Annotated in this window: 17 protein-coding genes; 9 read left to right on the forward strand and 8 right to left on the reverse strand. The window is 52.2% G+C overall.

Going from position 1 to position 18,967, the window contains the following annotated elements:
• Nucleotides 1–46 precede the first annotated feature (46 nt).
• Together H6585_07670 and H6585_07675 are read left to right on the forward strand one after the other, a co-directional pair.
• Complete coding sequence (locus tag H6585_07670) at nt 47–625, forward strand: YdeI/OmpD-associated family protein (protein ID MCB9448204.1); 579 nt, start codon at nt 47–49, stop codon at nt 623–625.
• Nucleotides 626–736: 111 nt separating this feature from the next.
• A complete protein-coding gene (locus H6585_07675; GenBank protein ID MCB9448205.1) occupies nt 737–1,336 on the forward strand; it encodes a hypothetical protein in 600 nt (199 codons plus the stop codon).
• Here the strand turns inward: H6585_07675 and H6585_07680 are convergent, their stop codons facing one another.
• Nucleotides 1,337–3,133, reverse strand: a complete 1,797-nt coding sequence (locus tag H6585_07680; protein ID MCB9448206.1) for a DUF885 domain-containing protein — start codon at nt 3,131–3,133, stop codon at nt 1,337–1,339.
• A 407-nt stretch (nt 3,134–3,540) separates the two neighbouring features.
• Between H6585_07680 and H6585_07685 the strand changes: the two genes are divergently transcribed.
• The 7 genes from H6585_07685 to creD all read left to right on the forward strand — a co-directional run bounded on the left by H6585_07685 (nt 3,541) and on the right by creD (nt 9,587).
• Complete coding sequence (locus H6585_07685; GenBank protein MCB9448207.1) at nt 3,541–4,089, forward strand: hypothetical protein; 549 nt, start codon at nt 3,541–3,543, stop codon at nt 4,087–4,089.
• Between the two features lie 79 nt (nt 4,090–4,168).
• Complete coding sequence (locus H6585_07690) at nt 4,169–5,332, forward strand: MFS transporter (GenBank protein MCB9448208.1); 1,164 nt, start codon at nt 4,169–4,171, stop codon at nt 5,330–5,332.
• 107 nt (nt 5,333–5,439) lie between these two features.
• Complete coding sequence (locus H6585_07695; GenBank protein MCB9448209.1) at nt 5,440–6,204, forward strand: hypothetical protein; 765 nt, start codon at nt 5,440–5,442, stop codon at nt 6,202–6,204.
• Between the two features lie 84 nt (nt 6,205–6,288).
• Nucleotides 6,289–6,924, forward strand: coding sequence for a hypothetical protein (locus tag H6585_07700; GenBank protein ID MCB9448210.1), 636 nt, complete (start codon nt 6,289–6,291; stop codon nt 6,922–6,924).
• Between the two features lie 4 nt (nt 6,925–6,928).
• On the forward strand, nt 6,929–7,225 hold the full coding sequence (locus H6585_07705; protein MCB9448211.1) for a transcriptional regulator: 297 nt from the start codon (nt 6,929–6,931) through the stop codon (nt 7,223–7,225).
• 40 nt (nt 7,226–7,265) lie between these two features.
• Entirely contained in the window at nt 7,266–8,207 is a 942-nt protein-coding gene (locus H6585_07710; GenBank protein MCB9448212.1) for an endonuclease/exonuclease/phosphatase family protein, read from the forward strand.
• A gap of 33 nt (nt 8,208–8,240) precedes the next feature.
• On the forward strand, nt 8,241–9,587 hold the full coding sequence (creD, locus tag H6585_07715; protein MCB9448213.1) for a cell envelope integrity protein CreD: 1,347 nt from the start codon (nt 8,241–8,243) through the stop codon (nt 9,585–9,587).
• 176 nt (nt 9,588–9,763) lie between these two features.
• Here creD and H6585_07720 read toward each other — a convergent pair whose 3' ends face one another.
• The 7 genes from H6585_07720 to thrA all read right to left on the reverse strand — a co-directional run bounded on the left by H6585_07720 (nt 9,764) and on the right by thrA (nt 18,727).
• A complete protein-coding gene (locus tag H6585_07720; protein MCB9448214.1) occupies nt 9,764–10,732 on the reverse strand; it encodes a peptidylprolyl isomerase in 969 nt (322 codons plus the stop codon).
• A gap of 83 nt (nt 10,733–10,815) precedes the next feature.
• On the reverse strand, nt 10,816–11,739 hold the full coding sequence (locus tag H6585_07725; protein ID MCB9448215.1) for an FKBP-type peptidyl-prolyl cis-trans isomerase: 924 nt from the start codon (nt 11,737–11,739) through the stop codon (nt 10,816–10,818).
• 126 nt (nt 11,740–11,865) lie between these two features.
• Complete coding sequence (locus H6585_07730; protein MCB9448216.1) at nt 11,866–12,399, reverse strand: FKBP-type peptidyl-prolyl cis-trans isomerase; 534 nt, start codon at nt 12,397–12,399, stop codon at nt 11,866–11,868.
• A gap of 37 nt (nt 12,400–12,436) precedes the next feature.
• Nucleotides 12,437–13,453, reverse strand: coding sequence for a bifunctional oligoribonuclease/PAP phosphatase NrnA (locus H6585_07735; protein ID MCB9448217.1), 1,017 nt, complete (start codon nt 13,451–13,453; stop codon nt 12,437–12,439).
• Nucleotides 13,454–14,036: 583 nt separating this feature from the next.
• The gene (gene thrC / locus H6585_07740) at nt 14,037–15,329 is read right to left on the reverse strand and encodes a threonine synthase (GenBank protein ID MCB9448218.1); all 1,293 of its coding nucleotides are present in this window, start codon (nt 15,327–15,329) and stop codon (nt 14,037–14,039) included.
• Nucleotides 15,330–15,331: 2 nt separating this feature from the next.
• Nucleotides 15,332–16,261, reverse strand: coding sequence for a homoserine kinase (locus tag H6585_07745; GenBank protein ID MCB9448219.1), 930 nt, complete (start codon nt 16,259–16,261; stop codon nt 15,332–15,334).
• Nucleotides 16,262–16,282: 21 nt separating this feature from the next.
• Nucleotides 16,283–18,727: a bifunctional aspartate kinase/homoserine dehydrogenase I gene (thrA, locus tag H6585_07750; protein MCB9448220.1), complete on the reverse strand. Its 2,445-nt coding sequence runs from the start codon at nt 18,725–18,727 to the stop codon at nt 16,283–16,285.
• Nucleotides 18,728–18,967 lie beyond the last annotated feature (240 nt).

Genomic DNA, 18,967 nt, shown 5'->3' on the forward strand with positions numbered 1-18,967 from the left:
GCAGGACGAAACACACGCCCCCATTCGTCATTCGTAATCCGTAGTTATTTTGGATCCCCTTCCCATTCTATTTTTTTCTTCTCCATCCGAGTGGTGGGACTGGCTGCATGAAAACCATGCCGGTGAAAACGGTTTATGGCTGAAGTTGGCTAAGAAAAATTCGGGCCTCGTTTCCGTGTCCTACATGGATGCGGTTGAAACGGCCCTTTGCTGGGGTTGGATTGACGGACAAAAAAAGGCCTTTGATGATCAGTGCTGGATCCAGCGATTCACGCCCCGAAAGCCCCGAAGCATCTGGTCACAGATCAATAAGGAAAAAGCACTGCGGCTGATTGCGGAAAATGCCATGCAACCTGCGGGCATGAAAGCCATAGAAGCCGCAAAGAAAAGCGGGATGTGGGACAATGCCTATGCCCCTGCAAGCACCATCACCATCCCGAAAGACCTGGCACGGGCATTTAAAAAGAACCCTGCTGCCCACGCCCACTTCAAAACCCTGAACAGCCAGAACCGCTTTGCCATCCTGCACCGCATTCAAAAAGTAAAAAAGGAAGAAACGCGCGCAAAGAAGATCACCGAGTTCATCGAACTGCTGGAACAGGGCGGATTTATTTATCCGAAATGAGACATTAGACTTTAGATATCAGACAACAGATACGAGGAAGCATGATGGGTACACGGCCCCATTCGTCATTCCTAATTCCCGCCATATATTTGCTCCCAAAGCTACTTCATCATGGAAGCATCCAACAGCATCAACCTCGAACTCTGGCTAAAGATCGGAGCCTTCGTGGTATCGGTTCTTTTACTCGGGAAAGGCATCTTCGAATACACCCGGGCACAGAAATGGAAGCGTGCCGAACTGATCGCAAAGGAGATGAAAGAATTCTTGCAGGATGCAACCATCAAACGCGCCCTGCTCCTGCTCGACTGGAACGCGAACTACATCGACCTGAGGCCGGAGGAAAACAATGGGGAAAAGCAGATGCATTTCACCGACAAGCTGATCACCTCCGCACTACGCACCCATCGGGAGTGCAACCGGTTCACGCCGGAAGAAGTGATCATCAAAGGTATCTTCGATGGGTTCCTGGACCGCCTGGGCTACTTCAACAACTACATTTCAGCCGGATTGATCACTGCAAATGAAGTGAAGCCCTACCTTATTTATTGGGTGGATATTCTGGCCAATGTGAACAGCAAAAGGAAACCAACCGAATGTCGTCAGAAGATGTGGAATTTCATCCACGAATACGGTTACTCGGATGTCATCGAGTTGTGCGAACGTTTCGGGTACCATGCGATCCCTCCTACGCCACCGGAAGCCCAACCTTGATCAGGCGTTTGCTTTCTGCGCAGCCACCCAGTTTTTAACACGGCTTTCCAGGATGGCCAACGGGATGCATCCGCTCCCCAGCACCAGGTCGTGGAATGCACGGATGTCAAAAGCATCACCCAGCTCATGTTCCGCATACGTCCGGAGCTCCCTGATTTTCAACTGCCCGATCTTATAGGAAAGCGCCTGTCCGGGCCACGACATGTACCTTTCTATCTCCGCCACAATGCTGGCTTCCGGTTCAGCTTCGTGCTCCAGTGAATACTGAATGGCTTCTTCCCGCGTCCAACCCTTTACATGCATGCCCACATCCACCACCAGGCGGATGGCCCGGTGCATCTCTCCGCTCAACATGCCGAAATACTGGTACGGATCGGTATACAAGCCCAGTTCTTTACCCAGCGATTCGGAATACAAAGCCCATCCTTCACCATAGGCGCTGTACCACAGCCTTTGGCGGAAGGTCGGAAGGTCCTGATTTTCCTGCGCAAGAGACACCTGGTAGTGATGTCCCGGAATGGCTTCGTGCAGGAAGAGGTCTTCATCACCGAAGATGTTGTATTTCTTCGCATCCGGAACAGGTACGTAAAAGATCCCGGGCCGGCTTCCGTCGTTGCTTCCGGCCACATACTCGGCGCTGGCAGACGCCTCACGGAAGGCTTCGGTGCGGCGCACCTCGAATCCGGCTTTCGGTGTGTGGCGGAACAGCTTCTCCAGGTTTGGCTTCATCTTCTCGTGAATGGCCTTGAAATGATCGATCACCTGTTGCGCATCGGTGTAAGGCATGAGTTCCTTCCTGTTGCGCACATAGTCGAAAAAGGATTTCAGATCACCTTCATACCCCACCTGCTGCTTAACGGCTTCCAGTTCCTTCATCAGCCGGTCCACCTCCTTTGTGCCCACCTCAAACACCTGATCGGCCGTCATATCGGTGGTGGTGTATTTCTTGATCTGGAGCTGATAGTACTCTTTGCCGTTCGGAATGCCGTCGATGCCGGAAGTGGCCCTGCAGGCCGGGAGATATGTCTCCTCAAAGAATTTGCGCATTCGCTGGTATGCCGGAATGATCTGATCGCTCACCATGGCGCGGTAGGTGGCGGTGATCTGTTCTTTTTGATTTTCCGACAATCCTTCAGGCAGATGTGCCGCCGGTGTATAGAACAGGTGGGATTCCACCGGACCGTGGTCCAATGCCGCCAGCTGCGGAATCACCTTTTCGGCAAGCGGCTTCGGCAACACGATCTGCTTGTCGATGCCTTTCTGCATGCAGGCCACGGCGGTATCCATCCAATCCACATACCCCTGAAGACGCTGGATCCAGTTTTCGTAATCCTTTGCTGTCTTGAACGGTTGTGCGCTGGTGCCTCCGGCCTGTTGCCCGATTTCAAGCAGCAGGCTGTTGAACTGGTTGATGGGCATGAGGTGCATATCATATGCCATTTCATCCAATGCCATCTGACACTCCCATTGCAACACGTCATAACTGACCTGGTCGTTTTCATTCAGCGAATCCCGGTTGTACTGCACCAGCCGGTCGAGGTATCCCTGGTAAAAGGATTTCAGATCCGTGCGGAACGACAATGAAAGCGAATTGGGCAGCTGATCGTTGAAACGATTATCGCCTTCGTAGGTAGCAGACAACGGGTAGAAACGGAACAGATCTTCATGGTACTGTTCCAGCATGTCTGAAAATGCGGGAACGGAATCATTGGAGGCGGACTCCTGCGGTTCGGAATTTTGTTGACAGGAAGATAGTCCGATGGCAACCATGGCGATAGATACTACAAAATACTTCATGAGCTGGATTTACATTGGGGAGATGGCAAGGTAAATAATTTTGGGAAACGGGTACGGTTGCCCGGTGTTTGTTTTCGCGGTTTTTTGTAAGTCTGACAGATGTGAAGGGTTTGTGGTTTTTAGTTTGCTTGCTTGCCCGCCCGTAGCGGAGCGAAGGCGGGTGGTTGGCCACGTAGAAACCATGCCGCACACGTGACAAAAATCAACCGCGGTACAAGCAAATGTTTTGAACCACATAGACACATAGCACACATAGGCAAACTATGTGAATGCCTATTGTGGCCTCATAGCCTATGTGGTTCAATATCCTTTTTGCAATTTTCAGTTTTTCAGTGAGCCATGCATAACTTGAGACTTGCAACTTGAGACTCGCGACTTTCGACTTACGACCCCTATCTTTACCTCGCATGCAAAACATCATCAAAAGACGAGGCTTCCTGCTACCGATCCGGTTGGGTATTACCCTGTTGTTGGTTTCCAGGTTCCTGTCGATTCAACATTTACCGGGACACGAAGAATTATCGGAATCCTCCTGCGCCCTGATCGCTATATTCTATTTCCTGCGCTACCGGGCCAAAACCAAGCGGGATGTCATGGATCACTTCCGCCTGTTTCTCGTTATGTTCTGGACCCTGCCAGCCTTATTCATGCCAATGATACCAGGCATCAGCGATAGCGTTGCTGCCGGCATCTCAGGTCTGCAGATGATCACATTTGCCTATTCCGCTTATGAATATTCGTTCGGACAAAAAAAGGGGCTCCGCATTCTTTCCGGTGCTGCACGCTACATTGTCGCCGGTGGCATTTCCGCGTACATCGTAGCCGTGATGTTCAAAATCATGCATTGGCCGGCCAGCGGCATGTTGTTCGCCCTCGGTTTTCTTTCCATCATCACAGGTTTATGGGTCGATGCATTCCGCCAGAATCCCGCGAGTAGTTATAGGTTCAGAATGTAGATGGAACATCAGAAGTCAGACGCATTCAGACGAGCCGGAATCCGACCCATTCCTAATTCCTAATTCGTAATTTCTCTCCATGCCCTTCCCCACCCGCAACCTATCCGTCGTACTGCCCACCGTGGTGGTCGCACAGCTCCTCTGCACATCCATGTGGTTCGCAGGTAATTCCGTGGTTGGGGCTTTGGCGGATGAGTACGGACTGGGTCACGACATCCTGGCCTCCCTCACATCATCGGTGCAAGTGGGATTCATTGCCGGGACACTGGTATATGCCCTGCTCGGCATTGCCGACCGCTTCCCTCCTTCCAAAGTATTTATGGTTAGTGCACTGCTGGGATCCATTGCCAATGCCGCCGTCACGTGGGGCATTCAGGGCGAAGGCACGCTGATGGCATCGCGGTTCACCACCGGGTTTTTCCTTGCCGGCATCTACCCGGTAGGCATGAAAATCGTGAGCGACTATTTTGAACTGGGACTGGGAAAAGCCCTGGGCTGGCTGGTAGGCGCCCTGGTGATGGGAACCGCTTTGCCGCATCTGATCCGTGCATACGACGCCACCCTGTCATGGCGACTGGTGTTCTGGTTCACGTCGGCGTTGACGGTGGTTGGTGCACTGGCAGTCGGTCTGGGAGTTGCACCCGGACCGCACCGGAAGCCGGCACCCCGGATGGACATGGGTGCATCCCTGAAGGTATTTCGCAACAAGGCTTTCCGGATCGCGGCGTTCGGATACTTCGGACACATGTGGGAGTTGTACACGTTCTGGGCCTTCCTCCCCACCCTACTCACCATGAAACACCCGGGATCACCGACCGCCTGGCCCACTTTTGTTGTGATCGCGTCCGGAGCCATCGGTTGCATTACCGGAGGTCTGCTGGCGCGAAAAGCCGGAAGCGAAAAGGTAGCATATGGTGCATTGATCGTATCCGGACTGTGTTGCCTGGCTGCAGGATGGCTGTTGTCGGTTCACATACCCGATAGGGTGTGGTATCTGTTCCTCGTGCTATGGGGCCTGACTGTGGTGGCGGACTCGCCCCAGTTTTCCGCACTGGTGGCTCAAACCGCACCACCCGAACGAAAAGGAACCGCACTTACCGTGACCACATGCATCGGGTTTTCCATCACCATCGGCAGCATCTATTGCATGCAGTATGTCATCTCCCTCTTGCCCCAGTCAACCGTATTCATGCTGCTGGCCATCGGACCTGCACTGGCATTGGCAAACCGCTTTGCAAGGTAAATCCAGCGTGTTTTCAAACCCTGACGGCCTGTTTACGTATGCATGGGCTGTTCCTCCGTCATCGTACGGAATATGTATATTAAAGCGTCCAATTGCGTTTGAATTCCATGCAACGATTGCCACTTGCCGTATTCGTGTTGTTGAGCATGACCGCTCCTGCCATGGCGCAGAACGGCCAATATGCCTTCGATTCGCTGTTTCAGAAGATCACGGTCGGTGAACGTACCTGGTACTCACAGGTGCTGCAACCGGTAAACGGCAACTGCCTCACTTCTTATAAGGTGAACAGGCTTGCCTCCGGGCGCAACCAGAGTTATGTTGATAACAACTTCATGCTGACCGATGCCGATTTTCAAAGCCTGAACGCCAAAGACCTTCTTCTGTACGCCATGAACCACCCCGAGGAAAGGGTAAACATGAACATGAAGATCAGCCCGCCCGACAACTGGCCTACACTGACCTTCGCCTACATCGCCCCGACCATGCAGGGAAGACGCATCAGCAAACGACAAATGGACGCCCTTGAGGCAAAACGGGATTCTGTGGTTCAATTCCTCAAAAACTGCATGCCCTATTTCCCTGTGCTCACCAAGTCGTACAAAGAGCTTGTGATCAGCCTGCATGCCACCGAATGCATCCCCGAACTGTTGTATAAAGCCAACCGCCCCTACTACTATGACACCTATGTGGTGACCGTGATCATGAACCTGATGGTGGATGCCCGTTACAAACCGTTCATCCAATCCGATGTGTACAAAAAACTATATGGGAAAGAACTGAACTACTCCAGCTTTATCGAATCTGATAAGAAAACGATCGACTTCATCCTGCAAACAGCGGCCGCCTTCTACAAGTCGAAATACAACCACTGACCTCCTTCTTCCCATGCTGCAATACCTATTGAATATTTGGCGTTGATGATTCAAAGCATTAACTTTGTAATTCAAAGTACTTTTATGGATACAAAACCGCAACCTTCCCTCCAGGACCTGATCGAGATCCGCAGCATGATGGAACGCTCATCGAGGTTCATCTCCCTGAGCGGCCTGAGCGGAATCGCCGCAGGTGTTTGTGCACTCATCGGTGCCACCGTCACCTATTTTCTATGGGGCAAAAGATTTTATCCCCTGTATGAATTGATTTACACACCAGGTGGTGCGCTAAAGAAGAGTGCCCTTTTCACCCACGTGGGTATTGCGGTAGGCGTATTGATCGCAGCCCTTTTATCGGGCATATTTTTTACCACACGCAAAGCCAAAAAACAGGGTATTCCTGTTTGGGGAACAGCAAGCAAGCGCCTGGTGGTTAACCTGACCATCCCCTTGGTAACAGGTGGTTTCTTCATTTGCAGCCTGGCCTTTCACCAGCTGACTTATCTCGCCGCACCCTGCACGCTTATATTTTACGGACTGGCCTTGTTGAATGCAAGCAAGTACACGTTGGATGACATCCGTTACCTGGGCTTGTCGGAAATCATGCTCGGACTGGTGGCCTGCGTGTTCACCGGATATTCACTGCTGTTCTGGGCGATTGGTTTTGGAGTGATGCATATCGTTTACGGCATCACCATGTACAGGAAGTACGACATCTGACAAAGTGAAAGAGTGGCTACATAACCTCGACAAGGCTTTCGAAAGCCGCGTGCGACTGGGCATCATGTCTGTACTGATGGTGAATGACCGGGTCGACTTCAACACCATGAAGGAAACCCTGGATGTATCAGACGGCAACCTCGCCAGCCATGTCGGCGCCCTGGAGCAACTGGGGTATGTGAAGGTAACCAAGAAGTTCATCGGAAAGAAACCGAACACGTCATATGCCGCCACAGCAGCAGGCAAACAAGCGTTCCAGGAGCATCTTGCCGCGCTGGAGAAAATGCTGAAGGATCGTTGATTTTTTTTAATCATCTACTTTGAAACTCAAAGTTCTTTATATGAAAAAATGGAAGCGCATATTATCCGACCTGGAGGTTCTATCGGCACTGGCCGTGCTATGTTACATGGCCGCCATCTCACTTCCCTCCAACAACATCTGGTACATGGCAGCGGCATCCCTGGCATGGCAGGCACATCTCGTTTTGCTGGGATTCGGCCTCTACCTCATCGTACGGCAACGGCTTTCACTGGCTACCATCCACTTGTTTGCAGCATGCCTGGTATATACCACGGTCATTCCCACCTACCCGGCATCCCTGGGAAAAGAAACCCATGCGGGTACCGACTTGCGCATTGCCCACTTCAACGTTCTGAAGTCAAACAGAGATTATATTTCCACCCTGAAAGCGGCGAAGGAAAGCTGCGCCGATTTCCTCTCATTCCAGGAAGTAAATGAAGCGTGGACCCGCATCCTCGTCGACGGGTTGAAGGACGAATACCCCTACCGGATGGTTCATTCCGAGGAGGAATGCTGTTTCGGCATTGCCGTGTTCTCCAAGTACCCCCTGGATCATGAAGCCGTACGGTATTTCGGTGGTGTGGCCAACCTAACCGGGTGTGTGTGCAAAGACGGGCAGGAGATTGCGTTTATCACCCTCCATCCCCAGTCTCCGACTTCCGAAGCCCGTCTGCATACCCGCAACCGCCACCTGCTGGAAGCGGCAGATTATTTCTCATCCATCGAAGGACCCAAGCTGGCCATAGGCGATTTCAATACGGTGCCATGGGATCGGAACCTGGAACAATTCCGTGACAGGCTCCGGCTGACCGACAGCCGCAAGAACCTGGCAGCCACCTATCCCTCCTTTGCCCCGATGCTCCGTATCCCCATTGACCATATCCTGCACTCAAACCAGATCCGGTGCACACGTTTTGACACCATCACTTCCACCTCATCCGATCACCTGGGCGTAGTAGGCGATTACATCATCAACAGCTAATATCCAATAACCAACAACCAATAACTATCAACCATGACCCAAGAAAGCACCATCCCACGCATCAAAGAGGAGATCAAACACTCCATCACGTTGCGACTGTTCTCCATTGCCGTACTCATCCTGCTCATGCTCATACCCATGGCCATGATCATGAGCATCATCAATGAACGGGAGTACCGCAAAGAAGAAGCGATCCGGGAAGTGAGCGACAAATGGGGAACAGCACAAACCGTTACCGGACCGGTGCTGGTGCTGCCCTATCTTACCTACATCAACCGTGATGGTGTTAGAGAACCGCAAGGACATGCTTATGCCTATTTCCTACCCGACCGGCTTGATGTTTCAGCCAAAGTGGATCCTGAAATCCGCAAACGCGGCATGTACCAGGTGGCGCTTTACCGATCCGGGCTGAACCTCACCGGTTCCTTTTCGCGCCCTGATGTGACGCAACTCGGCCTGGATCCGAATGATGTGATATGGAACGAGGCCACCATTGCGGTGGGCATCAAAGACATGAGCGGTTTGCAACAGGCGACGCAAATCGAATGGAACCGGAAACCCATCACGTTGGAACCCGGATTAACCAATTCTTACAAGATACCGGACGGATTGGCCAACAAGGTTCCTATCGACAGCCTTTCACAGCGATTCGACTTCAACATGGAGCTCGCGCTCAGGGGCAGCCAGAACTTACGCCTTGTGCCGGTGGGAAAAGAAACCCAGGTGAACCTCGATTGCAACTGGCCCGACCCCAAGTTCAACGGCGCCATCCTGCCTGATTCATCGGACATCACCGACACACACACCGCAGCCACATGGAAGGTATTGCATGTGAACCGAAATTACCCACAGGCCTGGAAAGACAGCTCACAACAATTTGAGGAGTCTGCCTTTGGCGTGGACCTGTACATTCCGCTGGATGAATACCAGAAGTCGATGCGCTCCGCCAAGTACGCCATCCTGATCCTGTCGCTGACCTTCGTGTTGTTTTTCGGATACGAGGTATTCAACAAAAAACGCATCCACCCCATTCAATACCTGTTGGTCGGACTGGCACTTTCGATCTTCTATGTTCTGCTTGTATCGTTGTCCGAACACCTGTCGTTCAACCCGGCGTATGTGATCTCCAGCATCGCGGTGATTTCCCTGATCACGGTGTACGCGCACGGCGCCCTGCAAAACAAGAAGGCGGCCAACGGCATGGGAGGCAGCCTGGCCCTGTTGTACGGGTTCATCTTCCTCCTGCTGCAATCGGAAGACTATGCCCTGCTGATCGGCAGCATCGGCTTGTTTATCGTGCTTGCCGGCATGATGTACTTCAGCCGCAAGGTGGATTGGTATGAATTGGCGAAGGGGAAGAAGAGTAAGATCCAGGAATAAAATCTGCGAGGATACAAACAAAAAAGGGAGGATGCTGTACATCCTCCCTTTTTCATCTCTTTGTTCTGTTGTCCTTTATCCATCCCACCTTCGCTAAGGTTCCGAGGGCACAGCGAACAACCAATAACTAGTAACCAATAACTAGTAACCAATAACCAACAACCAGTAACCACTCCCTACTTCACATCCACCAATTCCACCTCAAACACGAGTGTGGAGTTGGGTGGGATCACACCCTGCACACCACGTTCGCCGTATGCCAGGTGTGGCGGAATGATGAGGGTTGCTTTGGAACCCACGTTGAGCAGGCTGATGCCTTCATCCCATCCCGGGATCACACGGCCTTGTCCGAGCGGGAACGAAATGGGTTGTCCGCGATCCAGGGACGAATCGAACTTGGTACCGTCCATGAGGTAACCGGTGTAATGCACCGACACCATCTTGCCCGGTTCGGCTTTCGGGCCGTTGCCCTTCTGGGTGATGGCGTATACCAATCCGCTTGGCGTAGAAACCGTATCCTTGTACACCGGATCCAGTTTCTGGCGAAATGCCGCTTCCGCTTCTTTCTTTTTCGCTTCGGCTTTTTCCTTGATGCCGGCGATCAGCGCATCAAAGCTGGCCTGATCCGCCTTGAATTTCTTGGCGTCTTTTCCAACCCTGAGGATGGTTAGTTTCTTAATGGTATCACCCTGGGCGATGGCATTCACCACTTCCATGCCTTTCACCACTTTACCGAACACGCTGTGACGGCCGTCCAGGTGAGGGGTTGCTACGTGGGTGATAAAGAACTGGCTTCCGTTGGTACCCGGACCTGCATTGGCCATGGATAGTACACCCGCGGTGTCATGTTTCAAAGTGGGATCGAATTCATCAGGAAAAGAATAGCCGGGACCGCCTTGTCCGTTGCCCTGGGGGTCACCCCCCTGGATCACAAAGTTTGGCACCACACGATGAAAGGTGAGTCCGTCATAATACGGCTTCCCTTCCGGGCGTGCGGTGTTTTTGATGGTACCTTCGGCCAGGCCCACGAAGTTGGTCACGGTCATCGGAACCTTCTGGTATTCCAACTTACAAACGATCTCACCTTTGGTGGTTTCAAACTGGGCGTACAGTCCGTCGGGAAATTCACTTTCGTTACAACTCATCATCAAAGAAGCTGCGGCCAGCATGACAAACAGGCCTGATTTATACGATTTCATATGCTTGGTTTTTTCTACGGAAAATTGGGCTAATATACTTTTATTAATTCAATCTCGTAGATCACGGGTGTGCTCGGAGGCACGATCCCGGAAGACGATCCTTCCTTGCCGTATGCCAGGAATGACGGCAACAGCACGGTGATCTTTTCACCTTCCGTCATCACGGGAAGCACCATTTCCAATCCGGGCACCACCTGTCCTTCCGCCCCCAGCGTAAAGTCCATTCCCTCCCCATTCTTATAGGAGTTATCGAATTCTTTTCCATCCAGGAATATGCCCCTGTAATGGATCTGGATTCTCTTGCCGTACCGGGCATGCTTGCCATTCTTCTTTCCTCCTTCCTGGGTTAAAAAGAAAAGTCCGCCATCGGTGGGTTTGATGGAATTGGTCAGGCCCTGTGCATCAAAGAACTTCCGCATGGCGTTCAGCTCGCGCATGTCTGCCGACTCAAGCCATTGCTCATATGCTTTTGCATCGGCCACAAGGTCACGTTTGTGGTGGATAAGTTCCAGCATCACATCCACCCGCATGTAGCTTCCTGAATCAACGAAGTTCGGTCGGTCCACGCCCATCATCACCCCGAAAAGCGAATCTGCCGGCACACGGAAGGCCACGCTATCCCCTTCCTTCATGGTAAAGATCCCTTCTTCAAAAGAACCTTTGAATGAGGGTTCTCCAGCCAGTGCAAAGGTGGTTTGCTGTTGCAGGAAGATGCTATCGCTATCGGTCATGTATGTAATGGCGATGGTGATCACATCTCCCGGTTTGGGGGTTGAATCTCCTTCTCCCAGCTTCAGAATTTTGTAATAGAGTCCGGTTTCCGACTTCGCATAATCCGGATAAGGGTCGTTGGAAGACTTGTCTTCCCCACCGCAGGATGCCATTCCCCACAAGACAATTGCCGCCAATGCAAACTGCCCCAACCGGGTCATCTGATGTTTCTTTCTTTTCATGTAGTTATGAGCATGCGTTCAGGACGTGAAGATATTGTTTTTGGTTATTGGTTACTAGTTATTGGTTATTTGCCTGGCACCTACTACAAACAAGAAACAAGAAACAAGAAACCACAAACCACAAACTCATTTTATTACTTCAACGATCTTCACATCGTACAGCAACGAGGCCCTTCCGGGTATCTTGTTGTCGTCACCCGCCAGTCCGAACGCCAGGTGAGCCGGCAGGATGATCGTGGCCTGCTCCCCTTTTTTCATCATCTGGAAGGCTTCGAGTAATCCCGGTTCAAGTTCTTCCTGCCCCAGTCTGACGGTACGCAATCCGTCCTTGTCCGAATCGTAGCATTGTTTGCCCGTCAGCAATGAGATCTTGAAAGAAAATGTGACTTTATTTCCCATGCGGACGGTATCGCCTGTTCCACCACCTCCCGACATAAAGCGAAGCCCGGATCCGGTTTCGGTCATGTTCCAGTTTCTTCTCCGGATGAAGTTATCGATCTCGAAGATTTCATTGCGAACGAGGATGTTGTTGGCGTGCTCGAGGTCTTCCTTCAGTTCCTTTTGAGGAAGGGGTTTCGGTTTTGGCGGCGGAGCGGATTCCTGGCATGCGGCCATCAGGCACACAACAAAAAACGAATATGCAAGGGAGCGATGCATCATGGGTGTAACGACATGCAACTGCAATTATTTGGTCGCATCAAAATGCCTTCAAACCTTCGGCGTAGCTGGGAAGCAGCGCTTCGAATTTCTTCACTGTTTCCTGCAATGTCAAGGTGGAAGAGCCACCAGCTGCATTCTTATGGCCTCCGCCCGAGAAGTGTTCGCGTGCCAGTTCATTCACATCGAAGCTGCCTTTGGAGCGGAAAGATATCTTCACCAGGTCTCCTTTCTCCATGAACAATGCACCCAGGCGGATACCGCTGATCGCATACGCATAGTTCACCAGCCCTTCCGTATCTCCGTTCTGGTATCCGAACTGATCCAGCTCGGCTTTGCTCAGGCTGATGTAGGCCGCATGAAACTCAGGGAACACCACCAGTTTGTCTTTCAGGCTATATCCGAGCAAGCGTGCCCGGCTCTCGCTGTATGAATCGAAAATGCGTTCGTGGATGAGGGTATGCTGCATGCCGGTTTCAATCAGGCTGGCCACCACGCGGTGTGTTTCCGGAGAGGTGGAGGCGAACCGGAAAGATCCGGTATCTGTCATGATGCCGGTATAGAGGCAAGAAGCGATGTCCTGGTTGACGAGGGCCTTGTCTCCAAGGGAGGTGATCAGGCGGTGGATGAGCTCACAGGTGCTGGAGGCGCGTGTATCTGAAAGTGCCAGTTCGGCGAAGTTCACCGGGTCGGGGTGGTGATCAACGAGTACTTTGGTGGCTTTGGAATCCTGCATGAACTTGCCCAGGTCATCAATGCGTTTGGGATCGTTGTAGTCCAGCGCGAAAACGATGTCTGCCTGTCCCACCATCCGTTCGCCTTTTCGTTTGGTGCCGTCGTTCATGTTATAAATCAGCACCTCGTTGTTGCCGGGCAGCCAGTGTAAGAAGTCGGGATAACCGGTGGGGGTGATCACCTGTACCCGGTGTCCTTTCTTCTGCAGGTACAAGGCAAGGGCCAGCGACGAACCCATGGCATCACCATCTGGGTGTGTATGGGTGGTGATCACGATCTTGCGCGGATCAGCCAGCAGGCTTTTGAGCTGTTTGTAATTCATGGCCTAAAGTTAGGGCATTTCCTTAAAGCGCATCAAAAATCCGCTTTGCGGTGTATACCGGATGGAAACAAAATGTGTTGGGGATGCCACAAAGGCGCGAAGGCACAAAGGCCTGATCCTGGTGTAGCAAACGCTACAAGATAGCTGGACGAAGGTGAAACCTTCGCCTAACCCACCAAGACGCAAAGAAATCAAAAGCATACCTACCTGCACCCTTCGTGTCTTCGTGCCTTTGTGGCAAAACAACATCCACTGCAACAAGACGAATATGAAACCTTCGCCTAACCCACCAGACGCAAAGAAATCAAAAGCATACCTACCTGCACCCTTCGTGTCTTTGTGCCTTTGTGGCAAAAAAACATCCACTGCAACAAGACGAATATGAAACCTTCGCCTAACCCATGGGGCCACAAATCATCCCTTTTCATATCCTTTGTGTCTTCGTGTCTTTGTGGCAAAAAAACATCCGCTGCAACAAGACGAATATGAAACCTTCGCCTAACAGATCATCCCTTCACATCTTGGTGTCTTCGTGCCTTTTTGGCAAAAAACATTCCCAACACCCAGGCATGAGTGCCTCAAACTAATCCAACGCCCGCATGAAATCCTTCAACGCCTGTTCATCGGCAGGCACGCGGGTGGCCTTTTTCTCGCGGCTCATCAATTCCTGCATGCGTTCGGGTATCTCCACCTTTAGGCCGGTGGCCTGCTCCACCACTTCCGGGAATTTTGACGGATGGGCGGTTTCCAGGAAGAAGCCCATACCACCGTTGTCGGCCAATTCTTTTTTCATGGCGAGGTAACCAACGGCGCCGTGCGGATCCAGGAGGTAGTTGAATTCTTGAAATACTTTGGCAATGGCGGAGCGTGTCTCGTCATCGGTGAAGCTGTAGCCGTGGATCACCTCCGCGATGCGGGCATGGTCGTGATCAAACAGGTCGAGGATGCGTTCGAAGTTGCTGGGCGCCCCCACATCCATGGCGTTGGAAATGGTGGCTACGGATGCGCGTGGCTCGTACTTTCCACTTTGCAGGTAAGCCGGCACCACGTCGTTTACGTTGGTGGCAGCTACAAAGCGACGGATATTGAGCCCCATGCGCTGGGCAAACAACCCGGCACACAGGTTGCCGAAGTTTCCGCTGGGAATCGTTACGGTGGCTTCCGCCCCTTGCATCTGTCCCACTCCGTGGAAATAATAAATGCTTTGGGGGATGAAGCGTGCCACATTGATGGAGTTGGCGGATGTCAGCCTGAACTCCTTGCGCATCTCCGGATCGGAGAACACTTGTTTCACCATGCGCTGGCAATCGTCGAACACGCCGTCCACTTCCAGGGCATATACGTTTCCTCCGAGGGTGGTCAGTTGTTTTTCCTGAACGGGGCTCACCTTGCCGCTGGGGTACAGGATGATCACGCGGATGCCATCCACCCCGTGAAATCCGTTTGCCACAGCACTGCCGGTATCACCTGAAGTGGCCACCAACACATAGGTGTGGTCATCTTCTTGCTGTACACATGTGCCGAGCAACCGGGCCATGCAGCGTGCGCCCACGTCTTTGAATGCCATGGTGGGGCCGTGAAAAAGTTCGAGGGTGGCCATCCGTTCCCTGATCCCTACCAGGGGAATGGGAAAATTGAGGGCGTCGGCCGCCATGGTTTCGATCTGAGCTTTGGAGAGTCCGTCGCCGAAAAAAGTCCCGAGTACGGTGGCGCCGATCTCGGGAAGGGTCATCCCGGGCAGTGCTTTGAAAAAGCTGTCGGGTAAAACGGGGATCTCCACCGGCATGTACAATCCGCCGTCGGGTGCAAGTCCGTCCATGATGGCCCGGCGCTGATCTGCGCGCAGGGATTTGTCACGTGTGCTGTAAAACTGCATTGCTATCCTTTCAATATTTTGGGTCCTACCGGGTTGATCGCGGAAATGTGCGTTTGGTAGGGGACTTTCAGTTTCTGATATGTCTTGGCCATGCCTTCGGCAATCGACTTCGCCCTGGCTTCATTTCTGGCGAGTGCGAAGATGGAAGGTCCGGATCCGGAAATGCTGCATCCGAGCGCCCCTCTTTCCATCGCTTCTTTTTTCACCAGCTCAAAGCCGGGAATAAGGATGGAACGTGTGGGTTCGATCACCACGTCGTGGAGTGAGCGCCCGATCAGGTCGAAATCGCCCATCATGAGTCCGGCCACAAGTCCGGCTGTATTCCCCCATTGGGTCACCGCATCGCGCAACCGGATATCATTCCTGAGGATCTTCCGGGTATCTTCGGTGCGCACTTCGATCTGCGGATGCACCACGGCGCAAAACAAATCTTTGGGGTATGGGATGGAGATCACATCCAGCGGCACGTAGCTGCGCACAAGGGTAAAACCGCCCATCAGTGCGGGAGACACGTTATCGGCATGGGCCGTTCCGCTGGCCAGCCGTTCGCCCTCCATGGCAAAAGGAACAAGCTCAACGGGCGACAAAGGTTTACCGAGGAGTTCATTGGCACCGTATACCGCACCTGCTGAACTGGCGGCGCTGGATCCGAGACCGCTACCCGGTTTGATCTTTTCCAGGATCTCCAGTTCAAAGCCCGCATCGCTTTGGATGTGATCAAGGAATGCTCGCAATGCAACACCTGCCGTGTTCTTTGCAGGATCCACGGGCAGGTTTTTCTGCTTGGATGAATTAATGATTTTAATGTCCGGTGATTTGGACCGGGTCACGCGCATTCGGTCCCCCGGGGTATCGAGTGCGAAGCCCATGATATCAAAACCGCAAGCCACATTGGCAACGGTTGCGGGCACATGTAGGAGAATGGATTTCATGACACTGTTGGTTGATCTGATTTATGCACCTACCCTTACAATATCCGCCAGCACACCGGCAGCTGTTACTTCCGCTCCGGCACCGGCACCTTTCACCACCAGGGGTTGTGCTTTGTACCGCATGGTTGTAAACAGCACAATGTTATCACTTCCTTCGATATGATAAAAAGGATGACTGCTTTCAAATTCCTTGAGTGCGAGCACCGCTTTTCCGTTTTTGTAAGTTGCCACATACCTCCATCGCCTTCCTTTTGCTTCCAGTTCCTTCCGTTTGACCTCGAAATCGGCATCGTACTTTTGAAGTGTTTTCATGAAGTCGTCCACCGACTTTGCTTTCTGGCAGTATTCCGGCAGGAAATGATCCACCTTCACATCTTTGATTTCCAGTTTGGCTCCGCTTTCCCTGGCGAGGATAAGGATTTTGCGCGCCACATCCACGCCGTTCAGGTCGATACGCGGATCGGGTTCAGCATATCCCATATCCATCGCTTTCTTCACGGTAGTACTCAGGCTGTTTTTAGCGCTGACCGTGTTAAAGAGGTAGTTCAGGGTGCCGGAAAGCACCGCTTCGATCTGTTCGATGCGATCGCCGCTTTTGATGAGGTCATTCAGCGTATTCACCACCGGCAAACCGGATCCAACGTTTGTCTCGAAAAGAAAACGAACCCCGCGCAATGCTGCGGTACGCTTCAGCGCCTTGTATGAGTTGTACGGAGAAGAGCATGCGATCTTATTGGGAGTAACCACGGAGATGCTTTTCTCAAGCACATCCTTGTAGATGGCCGCCACATCACCGCTGGATGTGCAATCCACCAGTACACTGTTGCGGAGGTTGCACTTAAACATGCGATCAATGAACTTACCGAAGTCGGCTTTTTTTCCTTCGAGTTGCAACATCTGCTTCCAGTCGATCAGGTCTACGCCGTGTTCCGCAAAGGCCATCTTCCTTGTATTGGTAAGGCCAACCACTCGCAGCTGCAGGTGATGGGTGTCTTTCAGGTATTCGAACTGGGAACGGATTTGGTTGAGCAATGTTCCTCCCACTGTTCCGGTACCCACCACGAACAGGTTGAGTGTTTGTTGGTGCGACAGGAAGAATCCTTCGTGGATGACGTTCAGCGCTTTTTTGATGTCTTTGTTGTCGATCACCAGGGAGATGTTCAGCTCGGAAGAACCTTGTGCGATGGCAGAAATATTGATACCGTTTCTGCCCAAGGAACTGAACAGCTTACCGGCCACACCGGGCGTGCGTTGCATGTTCTCACCCACTACGGCCACCACCGACATATCTTCCTCCACCTTAACCGGCTCCACCTGTCCGAGGATGATTTCATTCCGGAACTCGGATTCGATCGCCTTTCTTGCGGTGGCTACATCATCGGGGCGGATGGCAAAGTTGATGGAGTGTTCGGAAGATGCCTGGGAAATCATGATCACACTCACGTGGTGTCGTGCCAGGGCGCCGAACAACCGCATCGAGATACCGGCCACACCGATCATACCGCTGCCATGCAGTGTAAGCAGGGCCACATGATCGATGGATGAGATGCCTTTGATGCCTGCATCGAAGTGTACACTTTTCTTGCTGACCAGGGTACCCGGGGCATTTACATTGAATGTATTGAGGATGCGGAAAGGAATGCCTTTTTCCATGACGGGTTGAATGGAAGGCGGATAAACCACCTTGGCCCCGAAATGGCTCAACTCCATGGTTTCCTCGTATGACAGATGACTCACGGGAAAAGCACCTGTCACCTTACGCGGATCGGCGGTCATGATGCCATCGACATCCGTCCATATTTCAAGTTCCCTTACTTTGAGTGCAGCAGCGATGATGGCGGCGGTATAGTCGGATCCGCCGCGACCCAGTGTGGTAATCTCACCGGAAGGCGTGCTGCCGATGAAGCCGGGCACGATCTGAACACCCTGCGCATCTTTAAAGAACTTGCGGATTTGTTTGTTGGTGGTTTCGAAATCCACCTGCGCATTGTTGAATTCGTTGTTGGTGCTGATGAATTGAACCGCATCCGCCCAATTCGATTTCACTCCCGCGTCCCTGAAGGCTTCGGTAATGATGTAGGAGGATAACCTTTCCCCGAAGCTAAGGATGAAGTCCTGGGTTTTCGGGCTGATCTCCCGGACGAGGAAAATCCCGTGAAGCACATCATCCAGTTCATTCAAGCGTACTTTCACGTTGGCCAGTACTGCACTCTGGTTGGCTACTTTCACAAGCTCTCTAACGGCGGTAAGATGGCGCAGTTCCATGGCTTCCAGCCCGGAACGGTAGCCCTTGTCGCCACTGGCTGCTTCCTTGCTGAGGCGAATCAGTTCGTCGGTAACGCCGCCGAATGCAGACACCACTACCGCTGCCTTTTCTTTTTTGATTCGCCCTTTGACGATCTCTATGACTTTCTTGATCACTGTGGCGTCTTTCACCGAACTGCCACCAAACTTCATAACTAACATTGTATACCGTATAAAAAGTTCTACACCCGGGCTTTCTGGGAGCCCCAAAATAAATAATAAGTGGTTGATATGACTGCTACACCCCCAAAGGGGTAATGGTGGTAGCAATGATGGTGATGGATGATGCAATGCTACCGGAACCGGTCGTCCCGCCGAATGTTGCAAAAGAGATATATGTAGCTTGCATGTTCATTGCGGGGCAAATGTAAGCCGTTTTTCCTAAACGACCACGCCGATGCG

This window comes from Flavobacteriales bacterium (assembly GCA_020635855.1).
GTDB lineage: Bacteria > Bacteroidota > Bacteroidia > JACJYZ01 > JACJYZ01 > JACJYZ01.

Excerpts from the sequence above, each read along its gene's own strand:
- H6585_07675 (MCB9448205.1), top strand. The coding sequence starts at position 737 with ATGGAAGCATCCAACAGCATCAACCTCGAACTCTGGCTAAAGATCGGA.
- H6585_07680 (MCB9448206.1), bottom strand. The coding sequence starts at position 3,133 with ATGAAGTATTTTGTAGTATCTATCGCCATGGTTGCCATCGGACTATCT.
- H6585_07685 (MCB9448207.1), top strand. The coding sequence starts at position 3,541 with ATGCAAAACATCATCAAAAGACGAGGCTTCCTGCTACCGATCCGGTTG.
- H6585_07690 (MCB9448208.1), top strand. The coding sequence starts at position 4,169 with ATGCCCTTCCCCACCCGCAACCTATCCGTCGTACTGCCCACCGTGGTG.
- H6585_07695 (MCB9448209.1), top strand. The coding sequence starts at position 5,440 with ATGCAACGATTGCCACTTGCCGTATTCGTGTTGTTGAGCATGACCGCT.
- H6585_07700 (MCB9448210.1), top strand. The coding sequence starts at position 6,289 with ATGGATACAAAACCGCAACCTTCCCTCCAGGACCTGATCGAGATCCGC.
- H6585_07710 (MCB9448212.1), top strand. The coding sequence starts at position 7,266 with ATGAAAAAATGGAAGCGCATATTATCCGACCTGGAGGTTCTATCGGCA.
- creD (MCB9448213.1), top strand. The coding sequence starts at position 8,241 with ATGACCCAAGAAAGCACCATCCCACGCATCAAAGAGGAGATCAAACAC.
- H6585_07720 (MCB9448214.1), bottom strand. The coding sequence starts at position 10,732 with ATGAGTTGTAACGAAAGTGAATTTCCCGACGGACTGTACGCCCAGTTT.
- H6585_07725 (MCB9448215.1), bottom strand. The coding sequence starts at position 11,739 with ATGAAAAGAAAGAAACATCAGATGACCCGGTTGGGGCAGTTTGCATTG.
- H6585_07730 (MCB9448216.1), bottom strand. The coding sequence starts at position 12,399 with ATGATGCATCGCTCCCTTGCATATTCGTTTTTTGTTGTGTGCCTGATG.
- H6585_07735 (MCB9448217.1), bottom strand. The coding sequence starts at position 13,453 with ATGAATTACAAACAGCTCAAAAGCCTGCTGGCTGATCCGCGCAAGATC.
- thrC (MCB9448218.1), bottom strand. The coding sequence starts at position 15,329 with ATGCAGTTTTACAGCACACGTGACAAATCCCTGCGCGCAGATCAGCGC.
- H6585_07745 (MCB9448219.1), bottom strand. The coding sequence starts at position 16,261 with ATGAAATCCATTCTCCTACATGTGCCCGCAACCGTTGCCAATGTGGCT.
- thrA (MCB9448220.1), bottom strand. The coding sequence starts at position 18,727 with ATGTTAGTTATGAAGTTTGGTGGCAGTTCGGTGAAAGACGCCACAGTG.